13 protein-coding genes are annotated in these 19,980 nt (G+C 71.0%); 12 read left to right on the top strand and 1 reads right to left on the bottom strand.

Annotated features, from left to right (window positions below):
- Positions 1 to 95: 95 nt before the first annotated feature.
- Both M8542_RS50665 and M8542_RS32015 read left to right on the top strand, forming a co-directional pair.
- Positions 96 to 2,465 (top strand): ABC transporter permease subunit, encoded by a 2,370-nt coding sequence (locus M8542_RS50665; protein ID WP_372508661.1) that lies wholly within the window; start codon positions 96 to 98, stop codon positions 2,463 to 2,465.
- A gap of 21 nt (positions 2,466 to 2,486) precedes the next feature.
- Positions 2,487 to 3,446 carry a glycine betaine ABC transporter substrate-binding protein gene (locus tag M8542_RS32015; protein ID WP_257924019.1) on the top strand — a complete coding sequence of 320 codons (960 nt, stop codon included), beginning with the start codon at positions 2,487 to 2,489 and terminating at the stop codon, positions 3,444 to 3,446.
- A gap of 6 nt (positions 3,447 to 3,452) precedes the next feature.
- Here the strand turns inward: M8542_RS32015 and M8542_RS32020 are convergent, their stop codons facing one another.
- Positions 3,453 to 5,612 carry a hypothetical protein gene (locus M8542_RS32020; RefSeq protein ID WP_257924020.1) on the bottom strand — a complete coding sequence of 720 codons (2,160 nt, stop codon included), beginning with the start codon at positions 5,610 to 5,612 and terminating at the stop codon, positions 3,453 to 3,455.
- A gap of 92 nt (positions 5,613 to 5,704) precedes the next feature.
- Between M8542_RS32020 and M8542_RS32025 the strand changes: the two genes are divergently transcribed.
- The 10 genes from M8542_RS32025 to M8542_RS32070 all read left to right on the top strand — a co-directional run bounded on the left by M8542_RS32025 (position 5,705) and on the right by M8542_RS32070 (position 19,928).
- Positions 5,705 to 6,913, top strand: a complete 1,209-nt coding sequence (locus M8542_RS32025) for an ROK family transcriptional regulator (protein ID WP_257924021.1) — start codon at positions 5,705 to 5,707, stop codon at positions 6,911 to 6,913.
- 202 nt (positions 6,914 to 7,115) lie between these two features.
- A complete protein-coding gene (locus M8542_RS32030) occupies positions 7,116 to 8,297 on the top strand; it encodes an ROK family transcriptional regulator (protein WP_257924022.1) in 1,182 nt (393 codons plus the stop codon).
- Positions 8,294 to 9,796 (top strand): sugar ABC transporter ATP-binding protein, encoded by a 1,503-nt coding sequence (locus tag M8542_RS32035; RefSeq protein ID WP_257924023.1) that lies wholly within the window; start codon positions 8,294 to 8,296, stop codon positions 9,794 to 9,796. The genes M8542_RS32030 and M8542_RS32035 overlap by 4 nt, the downstream gene beginning before the upstream one ends.
- Entirely contained in the window at positions 9,793 to 10,791 is a 999-nt protein-coding gene (locus M8542_RS32040) for an ABC transporter permease (RefSeq protein ID WP_257924024.1), read from the top strand. Before M8542_RS32035 ends, M8542_RS32040 begins: the two co-directional genes overlap by 4 nt.
- A 21-nt stretch (positions 10,792 to 10,812) precedes the next feature.
- The gene (locus M8542_RS32045; RefSeq protein WP_257924025.1) at positions 10,813 to 11,868 is read left to right on the top strand and encodes a substrate-binding domain-containing protein; all 1,056 of its coding nucleotides are present in this window, start codon (positions 10,813 to 10,815) and stop codon (positions 11,866 to 11,868) included.
- Between the two features lie 96 nt (positions 11,869 to 11,964).
- The gene (locus tag M8542_RS32050; protein ID WP_257924026.1) at positions 11,965 to 13,113 is read left to right on the top strand and encodes a Gfo/Idh/MocA family protein; all 1,149 of its coding nucleotides are present in this window, start codon (positions 11,965 to 11,967) and stop codon (positions 13,111 to 13,113) included.
- Entirely contained in the window at positions 13,110 to 14,114 is a 1,005-nt protein-coding gene (locus tag M8542_RS32055) for a sugar phosphate isomerase/epimerase family protein (protein WP_257924027.1), read from the top strand. Before M8542_RS32050 ends, M8542_RS32055 begins: the two co-directional genes overlap by 4 nt.
- A 9-nt stretch (positions 14,115 to 14,123) precedes the next feature.
- Complete coding sequence (locus M8542_RS32060) at positions 14,124 to 14,978, top strand: TIM barrel protein (RefSeq protein ID WP_257924028.1); 855 nt, start codon at positions 14,124 to 14,126, stop codon at positions 14,976 to 14,978.
- A gap of 17 nt (positions 14,979 to 14,995) precedes the next feature.
- Positions 14,996 to 15,970 carry a multicopper oxidase domain-containing protein gene (locus M8542_RS32065; protein ID WP_257924029.1) on the top strand — a complete coding sequence of 325 codons (975 nt, stop codon included), beginning with the start codon at positions 14,996 to 14,998 and terminating at the stop codon, positions 15,968 to 15,970.
- Positions 15,971 to 15,980: 10 nt separating this feature from the next.
- Entirely contained in the window at positions 15,981 to 19,928 is a 3,948-nt protein-coding gene (locus M8542_RS32070; protein ID WP_257924030.1) for a ThuA domain-containing protein, read from the top strand.
- Positions 19,929 to 19,980: the final 52 nt, after the last annotated feature.

The raw sequence follows: 19,980 nt of genomic DNA on the forward strand, positions 1-19,980 counted from the left end.
GTTCCGGGACGGTCGGGTGAATTCCCGACCCGTGACCGCCGAGGAGTGCCGCCCTGAGCCTGTCAGAGTACCTCCGCGAGAACTGGATCGACGTCGTGAACGACGCGATCCTGCACGTGGACCTCACCCTCGCGGCGGTGGCGCTGGCCGTGCTGATCGGGATGACGCTCGGCCTGCTCACCTACCGGCGGCGGTGGCTCGGCGAGCTCGCCACCACGACCACCGCGGCGTTCCTGACCATCCCGTCGATCGCGCTGCTGGGCATCCTGATCGGCCCGTTCGGGCTCGGGCTCACGAACGTCCTGTTCGCGCTGGTGCTCTACGCGCTCCTGCCGATCACGCGCAACACGATCGTCGGCCTGCGCGGGGTCGACCCGGCCGTCGTCGACGCCGCGCGCGGGATGGGGCTCGGCCGCGCGCGGGTGCTGTGGCGGGTGCGGCTGCCGCTGGCCTGGCCGGTCATCCTCTCCGGCATCCGCGTCTCGACGCAGATCACGATCGGCATCGCCGCCATCGGCGCGTACGTCAAGGGCCCCGGGCTCGGCAACGAGATCTTCGACGGGCTCGGCCGGTTCGGCTCGGTCAACTCGCTCAACCAGGTGCTGACCGGCACGCTCGGGATCGTCGTGCTGGCGCTGCTGTTCGACCTCGCGTTCGTGCTGCTCGGCAAGCTGACCACGTGGCGGCGCCCGCGGCCCCCGGGCGAGGCCGCCCCGGCCGAACCGGCCGGGCACGGCGGCCGGGAGATCGAGCTGCGCGAGGTCAGCAAGCAGTACCCGGGCCAGGCGGCGCCGGCCGTCGACCGCCTCACGATGCGGATCCCGGCCGGCGAGATCGTCGTGCTGACCGGCCCGTCGGGCTGCGGCAAGACCACGACCATGCGGATGATCAACCGGCTCGTCGAACCCACCTCGGGAGTCGTCACCATCGGCGGCGCCGACGTCGCGGCACTCGACCTCGACGAGCACCGGCGGCACACCGGCTACGTCATCCAGCAGGTCGGGCTCTTCCCGCACCTGCGCGTCGACGCCAACATCGGCGTGGTGCCGCGGGTGCTCGGCTGGACGCGGCGCCGTGTCGCCGGCCGCGTGCGCGCGCTGCTCGACGTCGTCGGCCTGACCCGCGAGCACGGCAGCCGGTACCCGCGTGAGCTTTCCGGCGGCCAGCAGCAACGCGTCGGCGTCGCGCGGGCGATGGCCGCGGACCCGCCGGTGCTGCTGATGGACGAGCCGTTCGGCTCCACCGACCCCATCACCCGCGCCCGGCTGCAGGACGAGTTCCTGCGCCTGCAACGGGAAGTGCGCAAGACGATCGTGTTCGTCACGCACGACTTCGACGAGGCGCTCAAGATGGGCGACCGGATCGCGGTGCTGCGCCCGCGCTCGGAGATCGCGCAGTACGACACGCCCCAGGCGATCCTCGCCGCGCCGGCCGACGACTACGTCGCCCAGTTCGTCGGCTCGAAGCGGAACCTGAAGCGGCTCGCGCTGATCCGGCTGTCCGATGTGGACCTCGGGCCGGCGGCCGACGGACTGCCGGCGGTCCCTCGTGACGCCTCCCTGCGCGACGCGCTCGACACGATGGTGCGCACCGGCAGCACCGCGGTGGAGGTGACCGAGGACGGCCGCGCGCTGGGTGTCTGCGACGTCCCGCGGCTGGTCGCGGCCCTGCGGCCCACCGACGGAACCCCGCCCCGTGCCGCGGAACGGCCCGCCCCGGCGACGGAACGCACCGAAGCGCCGCGGCGGCGCCGGCTCGGGCTCCTCGTCCGGCCGGCGCTGCTCGCCCTCGGCCTGCTGGCGCTGTTCCTGGTCGTGCGCGCGCAGCCACTCGACTCGATCGAACAGCGCTACCTCAACGGCGGCGAGATCTTCGCCGAGCTCGGCGCGCACCTGCGGCTCACGCTGATCTCGACGGTCTGCACGATTGCCATCGCCCTGCCGCTCGGCGTCCTGCTCACCCGCCCACGCGCCCGCTGGGTCCGGCCGATCGGACTGGGCCTGGGCAACCTCGGCCAGGCGATCCCGTCGATCGGCCTGGTGGTGCTGCTGGCGCTGTGGGTCGGCACGGGCACCGCGACCGCGGTGACGGCGCTGGTCGTCTACGCGACGTTGCCGGTGCTGCGCAACACGATCGTCGGGCTCGACGGCGTCGACCCGACTCTGGTGGACGCCGCGCGCGGGATGGGCATGACCGGACCGGCGATCCTGTGGCGGATCGAGCTGCCGCTGGCCGTCCCGGTGATCCTCGCCGGGATCCGCACGGCGCTGGTGCTCACCGTCGCCAGCGCGACGCTGGCGACGTTCATCGACGGCGGCGGTCTCGGCGGCGGGCTCGTCGCCGGGATCGGGCTGTACCGCCCGATCCTGAGCCTGACCTTCGGCATCGTCGTCGCCGCGCTGGCGCTGTTCGCCGACTGGCTGGGCTTGCTCGCGGAGGAGTTCCTGCACCCCCGGGGCCTGTAACCGACTCAAGGAGGACGTCCGATGCGACGCACGACTGCCGCTGTTCTCGCGCTCGTCGCGGTGCTTGCCGCCGGGTGCACGATCGGGAAGGACGAGGGCGGGGCCCAGGTGGGCGAGGGATCCATCAAGAAGATCGACGCGCTCGCCGGCGCGCAGATCCGCGTCAGCTCCAAGGAGTTCGACGAGCAGCTGCTGCTCGGCCAGATCGCGCTCCTCGCGGTGCAGGCGGCCGGGGCGAGCCCGCAGGACAAGACCAACATCACCGGCTCGAGCAACGTGCGGCAGGCGCTCACCAGCGGCGCGGTCGACCTGTACTGGGAGTACACCGGCACCGCCTGGATCAGCTACCTCAAGCAGACCAAGCCGATCGCCGACCCGCAGGCGCAGTACGACGCGGTCAAGCAGGCCGACGCGGCCAACGGCGTCACCTGGTGGGCCCGCTCGCCGGCCAACGACACCTACGCCATCGCGGGCAACCAGGCGGTGCTGGCTCGCACGGGGGTGAAGACGCTGTCGGACTACGCGGCCCTGGTGAAGCGCGACCCGGCCGCGGCGTCGACGTGCATGGGCCCGGAGTTCAAGAGCCGCGACGACGGGTTCCCCGGCCTGGCCAAGACGTACGGGTTCACCCTGCCCGACCCGCAGGTCCACCTGCTCAACGACGCCGTCGTCTACCCGAGCATCGGCAAGGGCGAGACGTGCGGCTTCGGCTCGGTGGCCTCGACCGACGGGCGCGTGGCGGGCCAGAAGCTGACCGTCCTCGAGGACGACAAGCACTTCTTCCCGACCTACAACCCGGCCATCTCGATCGCGGCGGCGGTGGCGAAGAAGTACCCGCAGCTGGAGCAGGTGTTCACGCCGATCGCGGCGAAGCTCGACACGGCGACGTTGACGGAGCTGAACAAGAAGGTGAGCGTCGACGGCCAGAAGCCGGCGACGGTCGCCCACGACTGGCTCAAGTCGGCGGGCTTCATCGGCTGAGCGCCGTCACCGCTGAAGGTCGTACTGGATCCGCTGGCGGGACTTCGGGGAGATCCCCGGCTGGTTCGCCAGCGCTTCCGCCAGCTGCCGGCCGCGTTTCGGATCGATGTCCCAGACCCGGTACGTGGCGTCCACCCTGGCACCTTCCCCGGCGCCGCTGTCACACGCGATGCGGGTCAGCGCGCCGAGCACCGCCGTGCCGGGGAGGCTGCGCGCCGCCTGGATCCGGACCTGGTCCGGCGTCGCCCGCTCGACCAGCTTTTCCAACGCGGTTCGCCCGCTCGACCGGTCGAATTCGATCAACGCCTGGGCCGCTCGCAGCCGGAGCATGTCGGGACGTCCTTTGAACGCCAGGTGCAGCAAGGTGTTCTTGCCGTAGGGCCCGGCTTCGCAGGCGGCGGCGAGGCGGAACTCGTCCTTCTCCTTCGGCCGGTCGGCCACCCGCCCCATCAGCCGCCGGCCATCGGGGTGGTTCATGGCGATGACTCTGTCCGCGGCCTTCCTCGCGCACTCGGTGTCGGCGGTGTCGACGATTTCGGCGTAGAGCGCGACGGTGGTGGCCGTGTCCACCGACGAGCTGAGGTAGTCCGCGGCGCGCAGCCGGAGCGGCCCGGCGACGAGCTTGCCCTTCACCAGCTCGACGATCTCGCCGACGGCCTGCCGCGGGTCGATCTTGTGCGCTCGCTGCAAGACGCCGAACCGGCCGGCGTCGGTGGGCGGGCCGGACCGCGCGATCTTCACCAGCAATCCCGCACTGGTCTCGGGGTGGGTTTCCTTGATCGCCTCGGCCGCGTCGGCCTGGTTCGCCCATGCGACGTGCGAGGCGGTCGCCAGGGCGACGATCGCATCGATCGGCCCGTGATGGGTGGCCACGATCCGCAGGGCCGCCCGGAGCGCGACTTCGAAGGTCGCGTGCTTGCTTTCGGAGAGGCGGTGCAACGCGGGAACAGCCTGCGCCGGCTCGATCTCGCCGATCAGGAGAACCGCCCGGTACCGCACCTCGCTGTCCGCGCGTGCGTCGTCCCGCTCGGCGGTCCGGGTCGCGATCCGCAGTGCCGCCTGGTGGTCGAACGGCCGGACCAGCTCGGCGATCCGCAGCGGTGTCTCCTGAGCCGCCGCGGTCGCCGCGAACTGTTCGGCGGCGCCGAGCGCCGCCTCCCGGTCCATCGCCAGGAGGTTGCCGAGCCCTTGGAACCGGGCTTCATCGGAGGGGCCGCGCCGGGCCGTGATGAGGTCGCTCAGGAGGTCGGGGCGGCCGAGGGCGATCGCCGCGTCGATGCGCCGGTCGCCCATGTCCTCGATGCCGACCAGCTGCTGCAGGGCGATGACGCCCTCGGCCTCGTCCAGCTCACGGATGTGGTGCGCCGTGCGCAGCCGCTCCTCATCCGTGCCGGTCGGGTTGCGGGCCAGGAACTTCAGTGCCTTCATGCCCCGCAGCCGGTCGTCGTCGAGCAGCGCGACCACAGCCTGGAACCGGCGGCCGGAACCGGTGGTCGATCCGGCCGAGGAAACCACCGCGTCGAGTTCGTCCGCGGCCACGGCCGGGTCGAGCGACTGGAGTTCCGTGACCCAGACCGACCAGCGCTCGTCGTCCAGCGCGTCGTCGTGGAGCGCCGTGCGCAGCACTTCGATGGTCGGCTGCCGAAGCTCGTTGCCCGGGATCAGGTCCCGGCGGAGCAGGTCGACGAGGAACCGGGTGTTGGGATCGCGGTGCCGCTTGTGCAGGAGGATCCGCAGCCGCCGTTCGACCGCGGGTCTCGCGGGCCGCCACCAGAGCGCGGCCAGGAAAGCCTGCACGCCGTCGTCGGGCCACGGCCACTTCTTCCTCGGGAAGAAGGACTTGATGGCCGTCGGCGTAAGACCCCGTGGGCCACGCGGATGGCGGCGGACCACGTGGCAGGCGGCCAGGTAGTCCCGGACCTCGGGACGCGCGAACCGCACTTGCCCGTTCTCGACCACGAAGACGCCGTTGTCGGTGAGGTGTCCGCTGAGGGCACGGAGCCGGGGTGGGGCCGAAGCGACGTCGAGCACACCCTGACCGCTGCGGTGGGCGAGCTCTTCCATGAACACTCGCGCGTCGTTCGGCTGGAGTTCCGCCAGCGACCGCTCCGCCGCTCGAACGATGGCTTCGAGCTCTTCGATCTCCCCGCGTGGCCCGTCTGTCACACAGGAGCATGCTAGTTCGGCGCGCGGCACCCGCACAGGTCAAAGACCGGACAGCAAGTGGCCTCCCGGCGGGCGGCAGTAGGCTGGAACGAATGAGCGGGGTACCCACAGCATCGTCGGAGCACTCGATGGTCGAAACCCGGCACCAGACCCGGTTGCTGACGCTGCTGCGGGACGAGGGCCCGATGTCGCGGGTCGAACTGGGCGAGCGGCTCGAGCTGCCGCGCGCCCGGGTGGGCGCGGAGGTCGCCCGGCTCGACGAGGTCGGGCTGGTCGAGACCGCCGGGCCGTCCGCGAGCCGCGGTGGGCGGCGCTCGACGCTCGTCCGACTGGCCGGTGACCTGCGGGTGCTCGCCGTGGACGTCGGCGCGACGTCGGTCGGCGTGGCGGTGACCGACGCGTCCTGCGAGGTGCTCGCGCACACCGTCGAGGACTGCGACGTCCGGCAGGGGCCGCACCCGGTGCTGCGGCGGGTCGCCGAGCTCGCGGCGAAGATCCGCGACGAGGCGCCCGGGAAGCTCGTCGCGGCGGGGATCGGGCTGCCGGGGCCGGTCAGCTTCGCCGAAGGGATGGCCGTCGCGCCGCCGATCATGCCCGGCTGGGACCGCTTCAACGTGCGTGACCACCTCGGCGGGCTCTGGGGTTGCCCGGTGGCGGTCGACAACGACGTCAACGCGATGGCGCTCGGCGAGCGGCACGCCGGGGTCGCCCGCTCGACCGAAGACCTGATGTTCGTCAAGATCGGCACCGGGATCGGCTGCGGGATCGTGCTCGGCGGCAAGGTGTACCGCGGGGTCGCGGGCACGGCCGGCGACATCGGGCACATCCGGCTCGACGACTACGGCCCGACCTGCGCCTGCGGCGAGGTCGGCTGCCTGGAGGCCTACTTCGGCGGCGCCGCGCTGGCCCGCGACGGCCTGGCGCTGGCCCGCAGCGGCCGCTCGACGCACCTGGCCGAGGCCGCCGCCGAGCGTGGTTCGGTCACCGCGCGCGACGTCGGTCTCGCCGCGGCGGCGGGCGACTTCGGCGCGGTGAACCTGATCCGCGACGGCGGGCGCCGGCTCGGCCACGTCGTCGCGTCGCTGGTCAGCTTCCTCAACCCGGGCATGGTCGTGATCGGCGGCGGTGTCGCCCAGCTCGGCCACCAGCTGCTCGCGGAGGTCCGCAGCGCGGTGTACCGGCGTTCGCTCCCGCTGGCGACGGGCAACCTGCCGATCGTGCTGTCCGAGCTCGGCGACACGGCGGGCGTGATCGGCGCGGCGTGGTCCGCGACCGACCGCGCGTTCACGCTCAGCAGCTGAACAAGTCTCCACCGTAGTGCTCGAACCGTACAGACTTTTGCACTCATAGAGCGAAAGTATGTGCGGTTTGACGCGTCTATCCGGGTGAAAACCGGACTTAACCCATCCTTGTCACCTTGACGGGTGACGGCTGTCACCCTACTTTCGCTGCCTGAGCAACAAAGTGTGTTCAGTAGCCAGCAGATGTGGGGGCACCGTGGCCGTGACCGGTACCAGGCGAGCCGACCCGGCGAGCCCGCGTACGGCGAACCTGGCCGCTATCCTGCGTGCCCTGCGCGCGGGCCCGCTCTCGCGCACCCAGCTGGCCGCCCGCTGCGGCGTCGGGAAGTCCGCCGTGTCCGGGCTGCTCGCCGAACTCGCCGAGCGGGGCCTGGTCCGGGCCGCCGGGGTGCTGCCCGGCAACGGCCGGCCCAGCCGCCTGGTCGAACTCGACGGCGAAGGCGCGTACGCACTCGCCCTGAGCATCGAGGCCGACCGACTCTCGGCCGTGGTCACCGACCTCGCCGGCCACCTCCTGGCCGAGCACGCGGAAACCGTCGACGTCGCCGCGCTCGGCCTGCAGAGATGCCTGGACGAGCTCGCCCACCTCGCGCACCGGGTGCTGCCCGGCCCGCCGGTCGGCGTCGCGATCTCGGTGCCCGGGCTGGTCGACTCGGCCGCCGCCGTGCTGCGGTTCGCCCCGGCCCTGCGCTGGCGGGACGCGGAGATCGCCGGCCTGATGGCGGCCCGGCTGAACCTGCCGGTCGAGGCCATCGCCGTGGACAACGAAGCCAACCTCGGCGCACTCGCCGAGTCGATCGAAGGCGCCGGGAGCGAGCTGTTCTACCTCTCCGGCGGGACGGCCGTCGGCGGCGGGCTCGTCTCGGGCGGCACGATCCTGCGTGGTGCCCGCGGTTTCGCGGGCGAGGTCGGGCACATCGCCGTCGACCCGATCGGCGAACGCTGCTCCTGCGGCCGGACCGGATGCCTGGAGACCAAGGCGAACCTCGCCGCGGTGCTGCGCGCGGCCGCCGCGCCCGGTGACCCGCTGCACGATCCCGCCCTCGGCGTCGAAGGCCGCGTCGCGCTGCTGAAGGACCGCATCCGCCGCGGCGACCAGCGGGCGGTCACCGCCGTGCACGAACTCGGTGTCGCGCTCGGGGTCGCCCTGTCCACTGTGGTCGACGTGCTCGACCCCGAGGTCGTCGTGCTCGGCGGGTACTTCGCCGAACTCGGCGACTGGCTGGTCGAGCCGGTCCGCGTCGAGCTGGCCGCCCGGCCACTGGGCCACGCCCGCGTGGTGCCGTCGGAGCTCGGCCTGCGAGCCCCGCTGCGGGGCGCCGCGCACCTGGCCGCCGAACGCCTGTTCGCGAACCCGGCGCTGTTCGAGGAGGCCTCGGTATGAGCCTGCTGTCCGTCCGCGGGATCGTGAAGACCTTCCCCGGTGTCCGCGCGCTCGACGGCGTCGACCTCGACGTCGAACCCGGCGAGGTGCACTGCCTGCTCGGGCAGAACGGCGCCGGCAAGTCGACGCTGATCAAGGTCCTCGCCGGCGCGCACCGGCCCGACGAAGGCGAAATCACCTGGCAGGGCGAGCCGGCGAGCCTCGGCTCCCCGGTCGACGCGCTCCGGCTCGGCATCGCCACCATGTACCAGGAGCTCGACCTGGTGCCCGGGCTTTCGGTGGCGGACAACATCTTCCTCGGCCACGAGCGCGCCCGCTTCGGCTTCACCCGCCTGGGCCAGGCCCGCGACGAGGCCGCCCGGCTGATGGCCCGCCTCGGCCACCCCGGCATCCGGCCGTGGCACGAGGTGGGCAAGCTCTCGGCGGCCGGCCAGCAGCTGGTCTCGATGGCCCGCGCGCTCGCCCACGACGCCAAGCTGCTCGTGATGGACGAGCCCACCGCCGCGCTGGCCGGCGAGGAGGTCGACAACCTCTTCCGCATCGTCGGCGAGCTGACCGCGGACGGCGTCGCGGTCGTCTACATCTCCCACCGGCTGGAAGAGCTGCGCCGGATCGGGCACCGGGTCACCGTGCTCAAGGACGGCCGCACCGTCGGCACCGCGCTCGACGCCCGCACCACGCCGACCGCCGACCTCGTCGCGCTGATGGCCGGGCGCAAGGTCGAGACGGTCTTCGGCCCCCGCCACGACGGGCACGCCGACCGCACCAAGGAAGCCCTCACGGTCGAGGGACTGACCAGGGCAGGCGAGTTCGAGGACGTCGGGTTCACCGTCCACGCCGGGGAGGTCGTCGGCATCGCCGGGCTGGTCGGCTCCGGCCGCAGCGAACTGCTGGAGACGATCTTCGGCGCACGCAAAGCCGACCGCGGCACCGTCGCGGTCGAGGGCAAGACGCTGAGCGCCGGCAACGTCCTCGCCGCCGTCAAGGCCGGCATCGGCCTCGCCCCGGAGGAACGCAAGAGCCAGGGCCTGCTGCTCGACCTGCCGGTGGTGCACAACGTGACCCTGGCCAGCCTCGGCCGCTACGCGAAGTTCGGCTTCTCCGAGCGCGGCCGCGAACTCGCCGACGCCGGCGCCAGCCTGCGCCGCCTCGACCTGCGGCCCGCCGACCCACGGCGGATCGTCCGGACGCTCTCGGGTGGCAACCAGCAGAAGGCCGTGCTCGCGCGGTGGCTGGTCCGCGGCTGCAAGGTGCTGCTGCTCGACGAACCCACCCGCGGCGTCGACGTCGGCGCCCGCGCCGAGCTGTACCGGCTGATCGACGAGCTGGCCGCGTCCGGCGTCGCGATCGTGCTGGTGTCCAGTGAGATCCCCGAGGTGCTCGGGCTCTCCGACCGGGTCCTGGTGCTGCGCGAGGGGCACGTCCTCGCCGACCGGCCCTCCGCCGGCCTCACCGAGGCCCAAGTGCTCGACGTGATCCTGGAGGGGAGCGCGGCATGACCGACACCCAAGCACCACCACAGGAAGCGCTTCCCGTGCCGCGGAAGCGGTTCGCCTTCCGCGCCGACCCGCGGCTGCTCGGCCTGACCGCCGTGCTCGTCGTGCTCTGCCTGGTCGGCCAGTTCACCCGGCCGGAGCTGTTCTTCACCGAAAGCAACATCTCCACGATCCTGCGGCTGGCCGCGGCGATCGGCGTGGTCAGCGTGGGCATGACGTTCGTGATCATCAGCGGCGGCATCGACCTGTCCGTCGGCTCGATCGTCGCGCTCTCCAGCGTCTGGCTGACGACGCTGGCCACCCAGTCCTACGGGCCGTGGATCATGGTCCTCTGTGGACTCGCGGTCGGCCTCGGCTGCGGCCTGGTCAACGGCGTGCTGGTCGCCTACGGCAAGGTCGTGCCGTTCATCGCGACGCTCGCGATGTACGTCTCGGCACGCGGGCTCGCCGAGCGGATCAGCGGCCGCAACACCCAGGTCGTCGCCGACCTGGACTTCCTCGCCTTCTTCCGCGGCGCCTTCCTCGGCATCCCGGCGCTGATCTGGATCTTCGCGCTGGTGTTCGCGGTCGGCTGGGTCGTGCTCAACCGCACCACCTTCGGCCGCCGCACCTACGCGGTCGGCGGCAACATCGAGGCGTCCCGGCTGGCCGGGATCAACGTCAAGCGGCACCTCGCGCTCGTCTACGGCGTGGCCGGGGTGTGCTGCGGGATCGCCGCGCTCATGGTCGTCGCGCGCACGACCGCGGGCGCGTCGACCAACGGCATGTTCTACGAGCTCGACGCGATCGCGGCCGTGGTCATCGGCGGCACGCTGCTCACCGGCGGCCGCGGCTCGCTGATCGGCACCCTGATCGGCGTGCTGATCTTCACGGTGCTGTCCAACCTCTTCACGCTCAACAACCTGGACACCGACATCCAGAACATCGCCAAGGGCGTGATCATCGTCCTCGCCGTGCTCTTGCAGTTCCGGGCCAGGAAGGCCAGGACAAGTCCTTAGTCACCACCGATGGAGGTCATCATGGCCGAACAACCCTTCCTCGGCCGCCGGGGATTCCTGCTGGGCGGGGCCGCCGTCGGCGCCGGCGCGCTGCTGGCCGGCTGCACGTCGAACACGCCTGCGAACTCGGCGTCCAACGCGCCGGTCGCCAACGCGGGCGACAACGCCCAGCCGGGCAAGCCGGTCACGATCGGCTTCTCCGCGCCGGCCGCCGACCACGGCTGGATCGCGGCGATCACGAAGAACGCCAAGGCCCAGGCGCAGAAGTTCAGCGAGGTGAAGTTCAACGCCACCGAGGGCACCAACGACGTCAACCAGCAGATCTCCCAGGTGGAGACGCTGATCAACGCCAAGGTCGACGTGCTCGTCATCCTGCCCTTCGACGGCAAGGCGCTCACCTCGGCCGGGCAGCAGGCGATGGACGCCGGCATCCCGGTGATCAACCTCGACCGCGTCTTCGACACGCCGCTCGCGTATAGAACGTGGATCGGTGGCGACAACTACCGGATGGGCGTCAACGCGGGCAGCTACATCGCCGCGGAGCTCAAGAAGAAGAACGTCGCGAACCCGATCATCGGCGAGGTCGCCGGGATCGACTCGCTGCCGCTGACCCAGGAACGCAGCAAGGGCTTCTCCGACGCGTTGGGGCGCGCCGGGTTCAAGGTCGGCCCGCGCGTCTCGGCGCAGTTCACGTCGGAGTCGGGGGAGCAGCAGACGGCGAACCTGCTCCAGAGCGCGCCCAAGCTGGACGCGCTGTGGAACCACGACGACGACCAGGGCATCGGCGTCAACGCCGCGATCGACACCGCGGGCCGCAAGGAGTTCATCATGGTCGGCGGCGCCGGCTCGAAGAACATGATGAACCTCATCAAGGCCGACAGCTCGCCGATCAAGGCGACCGTGCTCTACAGCCCGTCGATGGCGTCGACGGCGGTCGCGCTGGCCCGGCTGCTGGGGCAGGGCAAGGGGATCGGCGACCTGGCCGAGCACGACATCCCGGCCGAGATCACGACGTACTCGGCGGTCGTGACGAAGGAGAACGTCGACCAGTACCTCGACGTCGGCTTCGACTCCTGACCGAAGTCTTCCGCGGCTTGTCGTGAGTGTTTAGGGCGGTTCTAACCGCCCTAAACACTCACGAGGACTTGCACCGCACGTAACAGAAGGAGGGGTATGAGCCCGGCACGGGAAACCATCGGGATCGGGATGGTGGGCCACGCGTTCATGGGTGCGGTGCATTCGCACGCCTGGCGCAACGTCCACCGGTTCTTCGATCCGCCGCTGGTGCCGCGACTCGCCGTCCTGGCCGGCCGGGACGAGGCCCGGGCCGGCGCCGCGGCCGCCCGGTACGGCTGGGAGGCCGTCGAGACCGACTGGCGGAAGCTGATCGCCCGGGACGACGTCGGCCTGGTCGACGTCTGCACGCCGGGCGACAGCCACGCGGAGATCGCGATCGCCGCGCTGGACGCCGGGAAGCACGTGCTGTGCGAGAAGCCCCTCGCCAATTCGGTCGCGGAGGCCGAAGCGATGGCCGAAGCGGCGCGACGGGCCCGTGAACGCGGGGTACGGGCCATGGTCGCGTTCAACTACCGCCGGGTGCCCGCGCTCGCCCACGCCCGCAAGCTCGTGGCGAGCGGGGCGCTCGGCGAGATCCGGCACGTGCGGTCGGTGTACCTGCAGGACTGGCTGTCGGACCCACAGGCGCCCATGACCTGGCGGATGCGCAAGGAGACCGCCGGTTCGGGGGCGCTGGGCGACCTCGGCGCGCACATCGTCGACGCCGCCCAGTTCGTCACCGGCGAGGTGATCACCGGGGTCTCGGCGCTGACGAACACCTTCGTCAAGCAGCGGCCGGCCGAGAGCGGCGGGCTGGACGACGTGACCGTCGACGACACCGCGTTGTTCCTGGCGCGGCTGTCCGGGGGAGCGGTGGCGAGCTTCGAAGCCACCCGGTTCGCGCTCGGCCGCAAGAACGCGATGCGCCTGGAGATCAACGGTTCGAAGGCGAGCCTCGCGTTCGACTTCGAGTCGATGAACGAGCTCCAGTGGTACGAGGGCGCCGGCACCGAAGCGGGGTTCCGGCGGATCCTCGTCACCGAGCCCGAACACCCGTACGTCGGGGTGTGGTGGCCGCCGGGGCACCTGCTGGGTTACGAGCACACGTTCACCAACGAGGTCGCCGACCTCCTGGCCGCCATCGGCGCGGGCACCGACCCGGAGCCGAGCTTCGACGACGGCCTGCGTGTCCAGCGCGTGCTGGACGCCGTCGAGAAGAGCGCGGCCGCGCAGGCGACCTGGACCGCGGTGGAGGAGCCGAAATGAGCCGTCCCGTCACGCTGTTCACCGGCCAGTGGGCCGACCTGCCGTTCACCGAAGTCTGCAAGCTCGCCGCCGACTGGGGTTACGACGGCCTGGAAATCGCCTGCTCGGGTGACCACTTCGAAGTGGACCGCGCACTGTCCGAAGAGGACTACGTGCCGGCCCGGCTGGCGCTGCTGGCCGAGCACGGGCTCAAGGTGTGGGCGATCTCGAACCACCTGGTCGGCCAGGCCGTCTGCGACGACCCGATCGACGCCCGGCACAAAGCCATTCTCCCGGCCCGCGTGTGGGGTGACGGTGAACCCGAGGGCGTCCGGCAGCGGGCGGCGGCCGAAATGGCCGACACCGCGCGGGCGGCGGCGAAGCTCGGCGTCGACACCGTCATCGGCTTCACCGGGTCGAAGATCTGGAAGTACGTCGCGATGTTCCCCCCGGTCTCGCGCGATGACATCGATGACGGTTACGCGGACTTCGCGCGTCGCTGGCACCCGATCCTCGACGTCTTCGACGAGGCCGGCGTCCGGTTCGCGCACGAGGTGCACCCGTCGGAGATCGCCTACGACTACTGGACGACCAAGCGCGCCCTCGAGGCCGTGGACCACCGGCCGGCGTTCGGGCTGAACTGGGACCCGTCGCACTTCGTCTGGCAGGACCTCGACCCGGTCGGGTTCATCCTCGACTTCGCCGACCGGATCTACCACGTCGACTGCAAGGACACCCGCAAGCGCTTCGACGGCCGCAACGGCCGGCTCGGCTCGCACCTGGCCTGGGCCGATCCGCGCCGCGGCTGGGACTTCGTGTCCGTCGGCCACGGCGACGTCCCGTGGGAGGACTGCTTCCGGGCGCTGAACTCGATCGGCTACACCGGCCCGATCTCGGTGGAGTGGGAAGACGCCGGGATGGACCGGCTCCGTGGCGCGGCGGAGGCGGTGAAGTACCTGCGCGAGCACCTGTTCGACCAGCCGTCGGCGGCTTTCGACGCGGCTTTCAGCAACCAGAGATGAGGGAGTTCCATGTGCGGTGACCGGCCAGAGCAGCACTCCCGACGGACATTCCTGAACGTGGCGACAGCGGCCCTCACGGTGGGGGCGGCGGCGGTGGCCCTGCCCGGCACCGCGAGCGCGTCGGCGGCCCGGCAGCGGGTCCCGGTCGACAAGATCAGCATCCAGCTCTACTCCCTGCGTTCCCTCCTGCAGAACGACCCCGAAGGCACGCTGTCGGCGCTGGCCGACATCGGCTACCGGAAGGTCGAGCTGGCCGGCACCTACGGCCGCAGCGCCACCGAGTTCCGCGCCATCCTCGACCGCAACCACATCAAGGCGTCCTCGACCCACGTGGGCATCGACGGTGACCTGAACCAGACCATCGCCGACGCCAAGGTCCTCGGCAACCGCTCGGTCGTCGTGCCGTACGCGAACTTCGGCACGATCGCCGAGTGGGAGGCCTTCGCGGGCCGCATGAACACCGCCGCGGTCGCCTTCAAGAAGGCCGGGCTCGCCCTCGGGTACCACAATCACGACCACGAGTTCGCCCCGATCGACGGCGTGGTCCCGTACGACGTGCTCACGAAGAAGACGAACAAGCGTGACGTCCACCTGGAAATCGATCTCTTCTGGGCGGTGAACGGCGGTGCGGACCCGGTCGAGCTGTTCCGGCGCAACTACCCGCGCGTGACGCAGTACCACGTCAAGGACCGGACCGCGGACGGGCAGATGGTCGACCCCGGCGCCGGCGTCATCAACTTCCCGCGCATCTTCGCCGCGTCCTGCCACAACATCGGCGAGTACATCGTCGAGCACGACCAGCCGGCCGACCCGTTGAACACCGCCAAGGTCGGCTTCGAGTACCTGCGCACCGTGCGCTTCTGAGCCCCGGGGGAATCCACATGCGAGTGTCACGTCGGTCGATGCTGGCCGGAACCGCCGCGGGCGTCCTCGCGCCCGCCGTCGGGCTGGCCGGCCCGGCGGAGGCGGCGGGCCTGACCCGCCGGATCACGATCTACGCCGAAGCACTGCCCAACGGCCGCTACGGCTACGGGCTCGAGCCGGGCAAGGCCACGGTCCCCGGGCCGCTGCTGGAGATCTACGAGGGCGACACGCTCGAGATCGAACTGGTCAACACGACCGACCAGCGCCTGTCGATCCACCCGCACGGCGTCAACTACGACACCGCGTCCGACGGCGCGCCGCTCAACGCGTCGTTCAACAACCCGCGCGAAACGCGGACCTACACCTGGCGCACCCGGGCCAGAGCCGAGGCCAGTGGCGGGTTCTGGATGCCGGGCAGCGCCGGGTACTGGCACTACCACGACCACGCGATGGGCACCGACCACGGGACCGCGGGCCTCGCGCGCGGGCTCTACGGCGGGCTGATCGTGCGCAAGCGCGGTGACCTGCTGCCCAGCAAGCAGTACACCGTCGTGTTCAACGAGATGATGATCAACCACGAGATGGCCCCGAACACGCCGATCCTCGAGGCGCGGCTCGGCGAGCGCGTCGAGTGGGTCTGCATCGGGTACGGCAGCCTGCCGCACACCTTCCACCTGCACGGGCACCGCTGGGCCGACACCCGCACCGGGATGTTGAGCAGTGCCACCGACAACGCGCAGACCGTCGACAACAAGAACCTGGACCCGGGCAGCTCGTTCGGCTTCCAGATCCTCGCCGGCGACGGCGTCGGGCCGGGGGTGTGGATGTACCACTGCCACGTCCAGACCCACTCCGACGGCGGCATGGTGGGCCTGTTCCTGGTCCGCAACCCCGACGGCAGCCTGCCCGACGGCGCCCAGGACGCGATCGACCGCTTCAAGCAGCACGACCATTCCGGGCACGAGATGCCCGAAGCCCGCACGCACGCTTAGGAGGGGAGTCATGAAGAGACGGTGGTTCGGGAGGCGCGGCGCGGTCGTGCTCGCGATCGGTTCGGTGCTGGCGGCCGGCGCGCCGCTGATGGCGATGCCGGTGGCGCAGGCCGCGCCGGCGGCGGTGAACGTCCCGGTGAACGTGCTGGTCTTCCACGGCGCGGCAGCCGACCAGAAGGACCCGGTGCTGCGCGCGGCGGACGCGATCGCGCGGCTCGGGTCGGACAACGGCATCACGGTCACGGCGTCGCAGGATCCCACGGTGTTCAGCACCGCGAACCTCGCCAAGTACCGCGGCGTCGTGTTCCTGTCGGCGCAGGGCGTGACGCTCGCGCGGGAGCAGGAAGCCGCGCTGCAGGCCTACATGAAGGCCGGCGGCGGGTTCCTCGGCATTTCCGACGCGGCCCGCGCGCAGGACTCGTCGCAGTGGTTCACCGGCCTGATCGGCGCCCGCCCGGTCGGTGCGCGGCCCACGCCCGAAGCGGTGGCCACGGTGACCGCGAGCGCGGAGAACCCGCCCAACGAGACCAAGGAAAAGCTGGCTGACAACAACGAGAACACCAAGTGGCTGACGTTCGCCACGACCGGCTGGGCGGCCTACAAGATGGCGACGCCGGTCGCGGTCAGCAGCTACTCCCTGGTGTCGGCGAACGACTTCCCCGGCCGGGACCCGAAGAACTGGACCCTGCAGGGTTCGGCGGACGGGAACACCTGGACCGACCTGGACACCCGCACGAACGAGGTGTTCACCGACCGGTTCCAGACCCGGACCTTCACCTTCGCCAACACGACGGTGTACCCGAACTACCGGCTGAACATCACCGCGAACTCGGGTGAGCCGCTCATCCAGCTGGCGGACCTCAAGCTGTTCAAGGACACCTCGACGACCCCGCCGCCGCCGGAGCCCGCGCCGCAGCAGGCCGTCGTCGACGTCCTCGACGCGCAGCACCCGGCCACCGCCGGGCTGCCGCAGAACTGGACGCGCACCGACCGGTGGCTCAACTGGGAGACCAACCCGGTCGGCACCGTCCACACGGTCGCGCAGGTCGAGGAGAAGGGCTACAACCCGGGTGTCGGCGCGAACGGCGCGTTCCACCCGATCTCCTGGTGCCGCGACTACGAAGGCGGCCGGTCCTTCTACACCGGGATGGGCCGCACCGAAGCGTCCTACGGCGAGGACCAGTTCCGCAGCCACCTGCTCGGCGCGTTGCGCTGGACGACCGGCATGGTGCGGGGCGACTGCCAGGCCGGCATCGCCGCGAACTACAAGATCGAGCGGCTGACCGGCAAGAACGCCGCCGGGCAGCTCGACCAGATCGGCGAGCCGCACGGGCTGACCATCGCCCCCGACGGCAAGGTGTTCTACATCGGCAAGGCGGCCTGCCCGACCGGCCCGATCGTCAGCTGGGACGACCCGAACGTCGGCCTCGGCTGCGGCACGGTCCACCAGTGGGACCCGGCCACGAAGAAGGTCAAGCTGCTCACCACCCTGCCGGTGATGGGCAACCGCGGCAGCGGTGACGAGCTGGTCAAGAACGAAGAGGGCCTGCTCGGGCTGACGCTGGACCCGAAGTTCGCCGAAAACGGCTACATGTACGCGTATTGGATGCCGCACGCGTCGATCGACCGCGACAAGCGGATCGGCAAGCGCACGGTGTCGCGCTTCACCTACAACGCCACCGCGCAGACGCTCGACCAGGCCACGCGCAAGGACCTGCTGTCCTGGGACGTGCAGATCCACAGCTGCTGCCACGCCGGTGGCGGCATGGCGTTCGACAAGGACGGCAACCTCTACGTCGGGTCCGGGGACAACAACTCCTCGGGCGGCTCGAACGGCTACTCCGGCAACAACTGGACGCTGGACTACAAGGGCATCTCCTTCCAGGACGCGCGCCGCACGGCGGGCAACACGAACGACCTGGACGGCAAGATCCTGCGCATCCACCCGGAGGCGAACGGGACGTACACGATCCCGCAGGGCAACCTGTTCCCGAACGGGCCGGCGGACAAGACGCGCCCGGAGATCTACGTGATGGGCGTCCGCAACATCTCGCGCCTGCAGATCGACCCGGTGCACAACTGGATGACCGCGGGCTGGGTCGGCCCCGACGCGTCCTCGCCGAGCCCGGAGCTCGGCCCGGCGAAGTACGAGACGGCGACCATCATCACCGAGGCGGGCAACCACGGCTGGCCGTACTGCATGGGCAACCGGCAGCCCTACCGCGACCGCAGCAGCACCAACGCGGCCGAACTGACCGGCTGGTACGACTGCGACAACCCGGTGAACACCTCGCCGCGCAACACCGGCCTGGTGAACCTGCCGCCGATCAAGGACAACATGATCTGGTACTCGCCCGACGGCGGCGGCCCGGTCTTCCCGAAGCGGCCGGGCTCGTCCATCCCGACCTACGTCGCGGCGGACGCCACCTACACCCAGCCGTACCTGCGGGGCGGCGGCCAGGCGGTCATGTCCGGGCCGACGTACCACCGTTCGCTGGTCAACACGAACAGCGGTGTCGCGTGGCCGGCGTACTGGGACAACAAGTGGTTCATCGGCGACGAGTCCAACGCCCAGAACCGCGTCGCGGTGACCGTCGACCCGGCGGGTGTCCCGACGCACCAGCCGCCGGTGTTCGCCGAGACGTTCCGGCAGATCATCCCGGGCGGCTCCGGTGACACCCGGGTGCAGAGCTGGATGGACGCCAAGTTCGGGCCGGACGGCGCGCTGTACGTCCTGGACTACGGCAACGGCTTCTTCTCCCTGGACGCCAACCAGAAGCTGCTGAAGATCAGCTACACCGGCGGGCCGGCGACCCCGGCGCCGGCCGCGTCGTCGACGCTGGTGCAGAACAAGGCGCTGACGGCGGCGTTCACCGGCTCGAAGTCCGGCGGTGTCTCCTACCGCTGGGAGTTCGGCGACGGCTCGGTGTCCACCCAGGCCGACCCGCGGCACACCTACCCGCGCACCGGCATCTTCACCGCCAAGCTGACCGTGACCTACGCCAACGGCGAGCAGGTGACCACGCGGACCGCGGTGAACATCGGCTGCGCGGTGGCCGACCCGAGCCCGGTGGTGACGTTGGGCGACACCGTCACGAAGGTGGTCAACCGCAACGCCGGCGGCGGCTGCACGGTCGACGACTTCATCGACGACGAAGGCACGTGGAGCACGCACGCGGCGTTCGTCAACCACGTCGACCAGGCCACCGAGACGCTGTCGGACCTCGGGGTGCTGAACGACGACGAAGTGGCCGAGCTCAACGCGGCCGCCGAAGCCTCGCCGATCGGGAAACCGGGCACCACCGGCTACGACGCGATCTTCGACGGCACCGCGGAGTCGTTGCGGGGCTGGGAGCAAGCGCCGTCCGGGCAGTTCACCCTCCAACCGGACGGGTCGATCCGCTCGGCCGGCGGGCTGGGCATGCTCTGGTACGCCCAGCGCCAGTTCGGCGACTTCTCGGTGAAACTCCAGTTCAAGGACATCGCGCCGGACCCGAACCGGGCCAACAGCGGCGTCTTCGTCCGGTTCCCGGATCCGCGGACGCCACTGGCCCAGCGGCCACCGGGCAGCTGCGGCACGGTCGGCTCGGCGCGGACGTCGCAGGCCTGGGTGGCGATCTACTGCGGCCACGAGATCCAGATCTACGACGGCGACACCGGCGAGCCGCAGAAGACCGGGTCGGTCTACAACTTCGACCCGCGCACGCTGGACCAGGCGGGCGCGCGGCCGAAGGGGACCTGGAACGAGTACGAGATCAAGGTCGTCGGGCAGCACTACACGATGATCCGCAACGGCGTGGTGATCAACGAGTTCGACAACACGCCGGGCCAGCAGTCCTCCCGGGCCGGCGATCCGCCGACCGACCTCAGGCAGTTCGTCAGCGGGTTCATCGGGCTGCAGAACCACAGTGACAACGACCTGACCGAGTTCCGCAACATCCGGGTGCGGCAGCTGTAGCGCGATGGGGGCCGGGTTCGCCCGGCCCCCATCCCTCCCATCCCAGGAAGGT

This window comes from Amycolatopsis iheyensis (genome assembly GCF_024703995.1).
Taxonomy (GTDB): Bacteria; Actinomycetota; Actinomycetes; order Mycobacteriales; family Pseudonocardiaceae; genus Amycolatopsis; species Amycolatopsis iheyensis.

What these genes read in the sequence shown, in the direction of transcription:
- M8542_RS32040 (WP_257924024.1), top strand. Translation starts at nt 9,793, where the DNA reads ATGACCGACACCCAAGCACCACCACAGGAAGCGCTTCCCGTGCCGCGG.
- M8542_RS32025 (WP_257924021.1), top strand. Translation starts at nt 5,705, where the DNA reads ATGAGCGGGGTACCCACAGCATCGTCGGAGCACTCGATGGTCGAAACC.
- M8542_RS32050 (WP_257924026.1), top strand. Translation starts at nt 11,965, where the DNA reads ATGAGCCCGGCACGGGAAACCATCGGGATCGGGATGGTGGGCCACGCG.
- M8542_RS32065 (WP_257924029.1), top strand. Translation starts at nt 14,996, where the DNA reads ATGCGAGTGTCACGTCGGTCGATGCTGGCCGGAACCGCCGCGGGCGTC.
- M8542_RS32055 (WP_257924027.1), top strand. Translation starts at nt 13,110, where the DNA reads ATGAGCCGTCCCGTCACGCTGTTCACCGGCCAGTGGGCCGACCTGCCG.
- M8542_RS32070 (WP_257924030.1), top strand. Translation starts at nt 15,981, where the DNA reads ATGAAGAGACGGTGGTTCGGGAGGCGCGGCGCGGTCGTGCTCGCGATC.
- M8542_RS32045 (WP_257924025.1), top strand. Translation starts at nt 10,813, where the DNA reads ATGGCCGAACAACCCTTCCTCGGCCGCCGGGGATTCCTGCTGGGCGGG.
- M8542_RS32060 (WP_257924028.1), top strand. Translation starts at nt 14,124, where the DNA reads ATGTGCGGTGACCGGCCAGAGCAGCACTCCCGACGGACATTCCTGAAC.
- M8542_RS32015 (WP_257924019.1), top strand. Translation starts at nt 2,487, where the DNA reads ATGCGACGCACGACTGCCGCTGTTCTCGCGCTCGTCGCGGTGCTTGCC.
- M8542_RS32035 (WP_257924023.1), top strand. Translation starts at nt 8,294, where the DNA reads ATGAGCCTGCTGTCCGTCCGCGGGATCGTGAAGACCTTCCCCGGTGTC.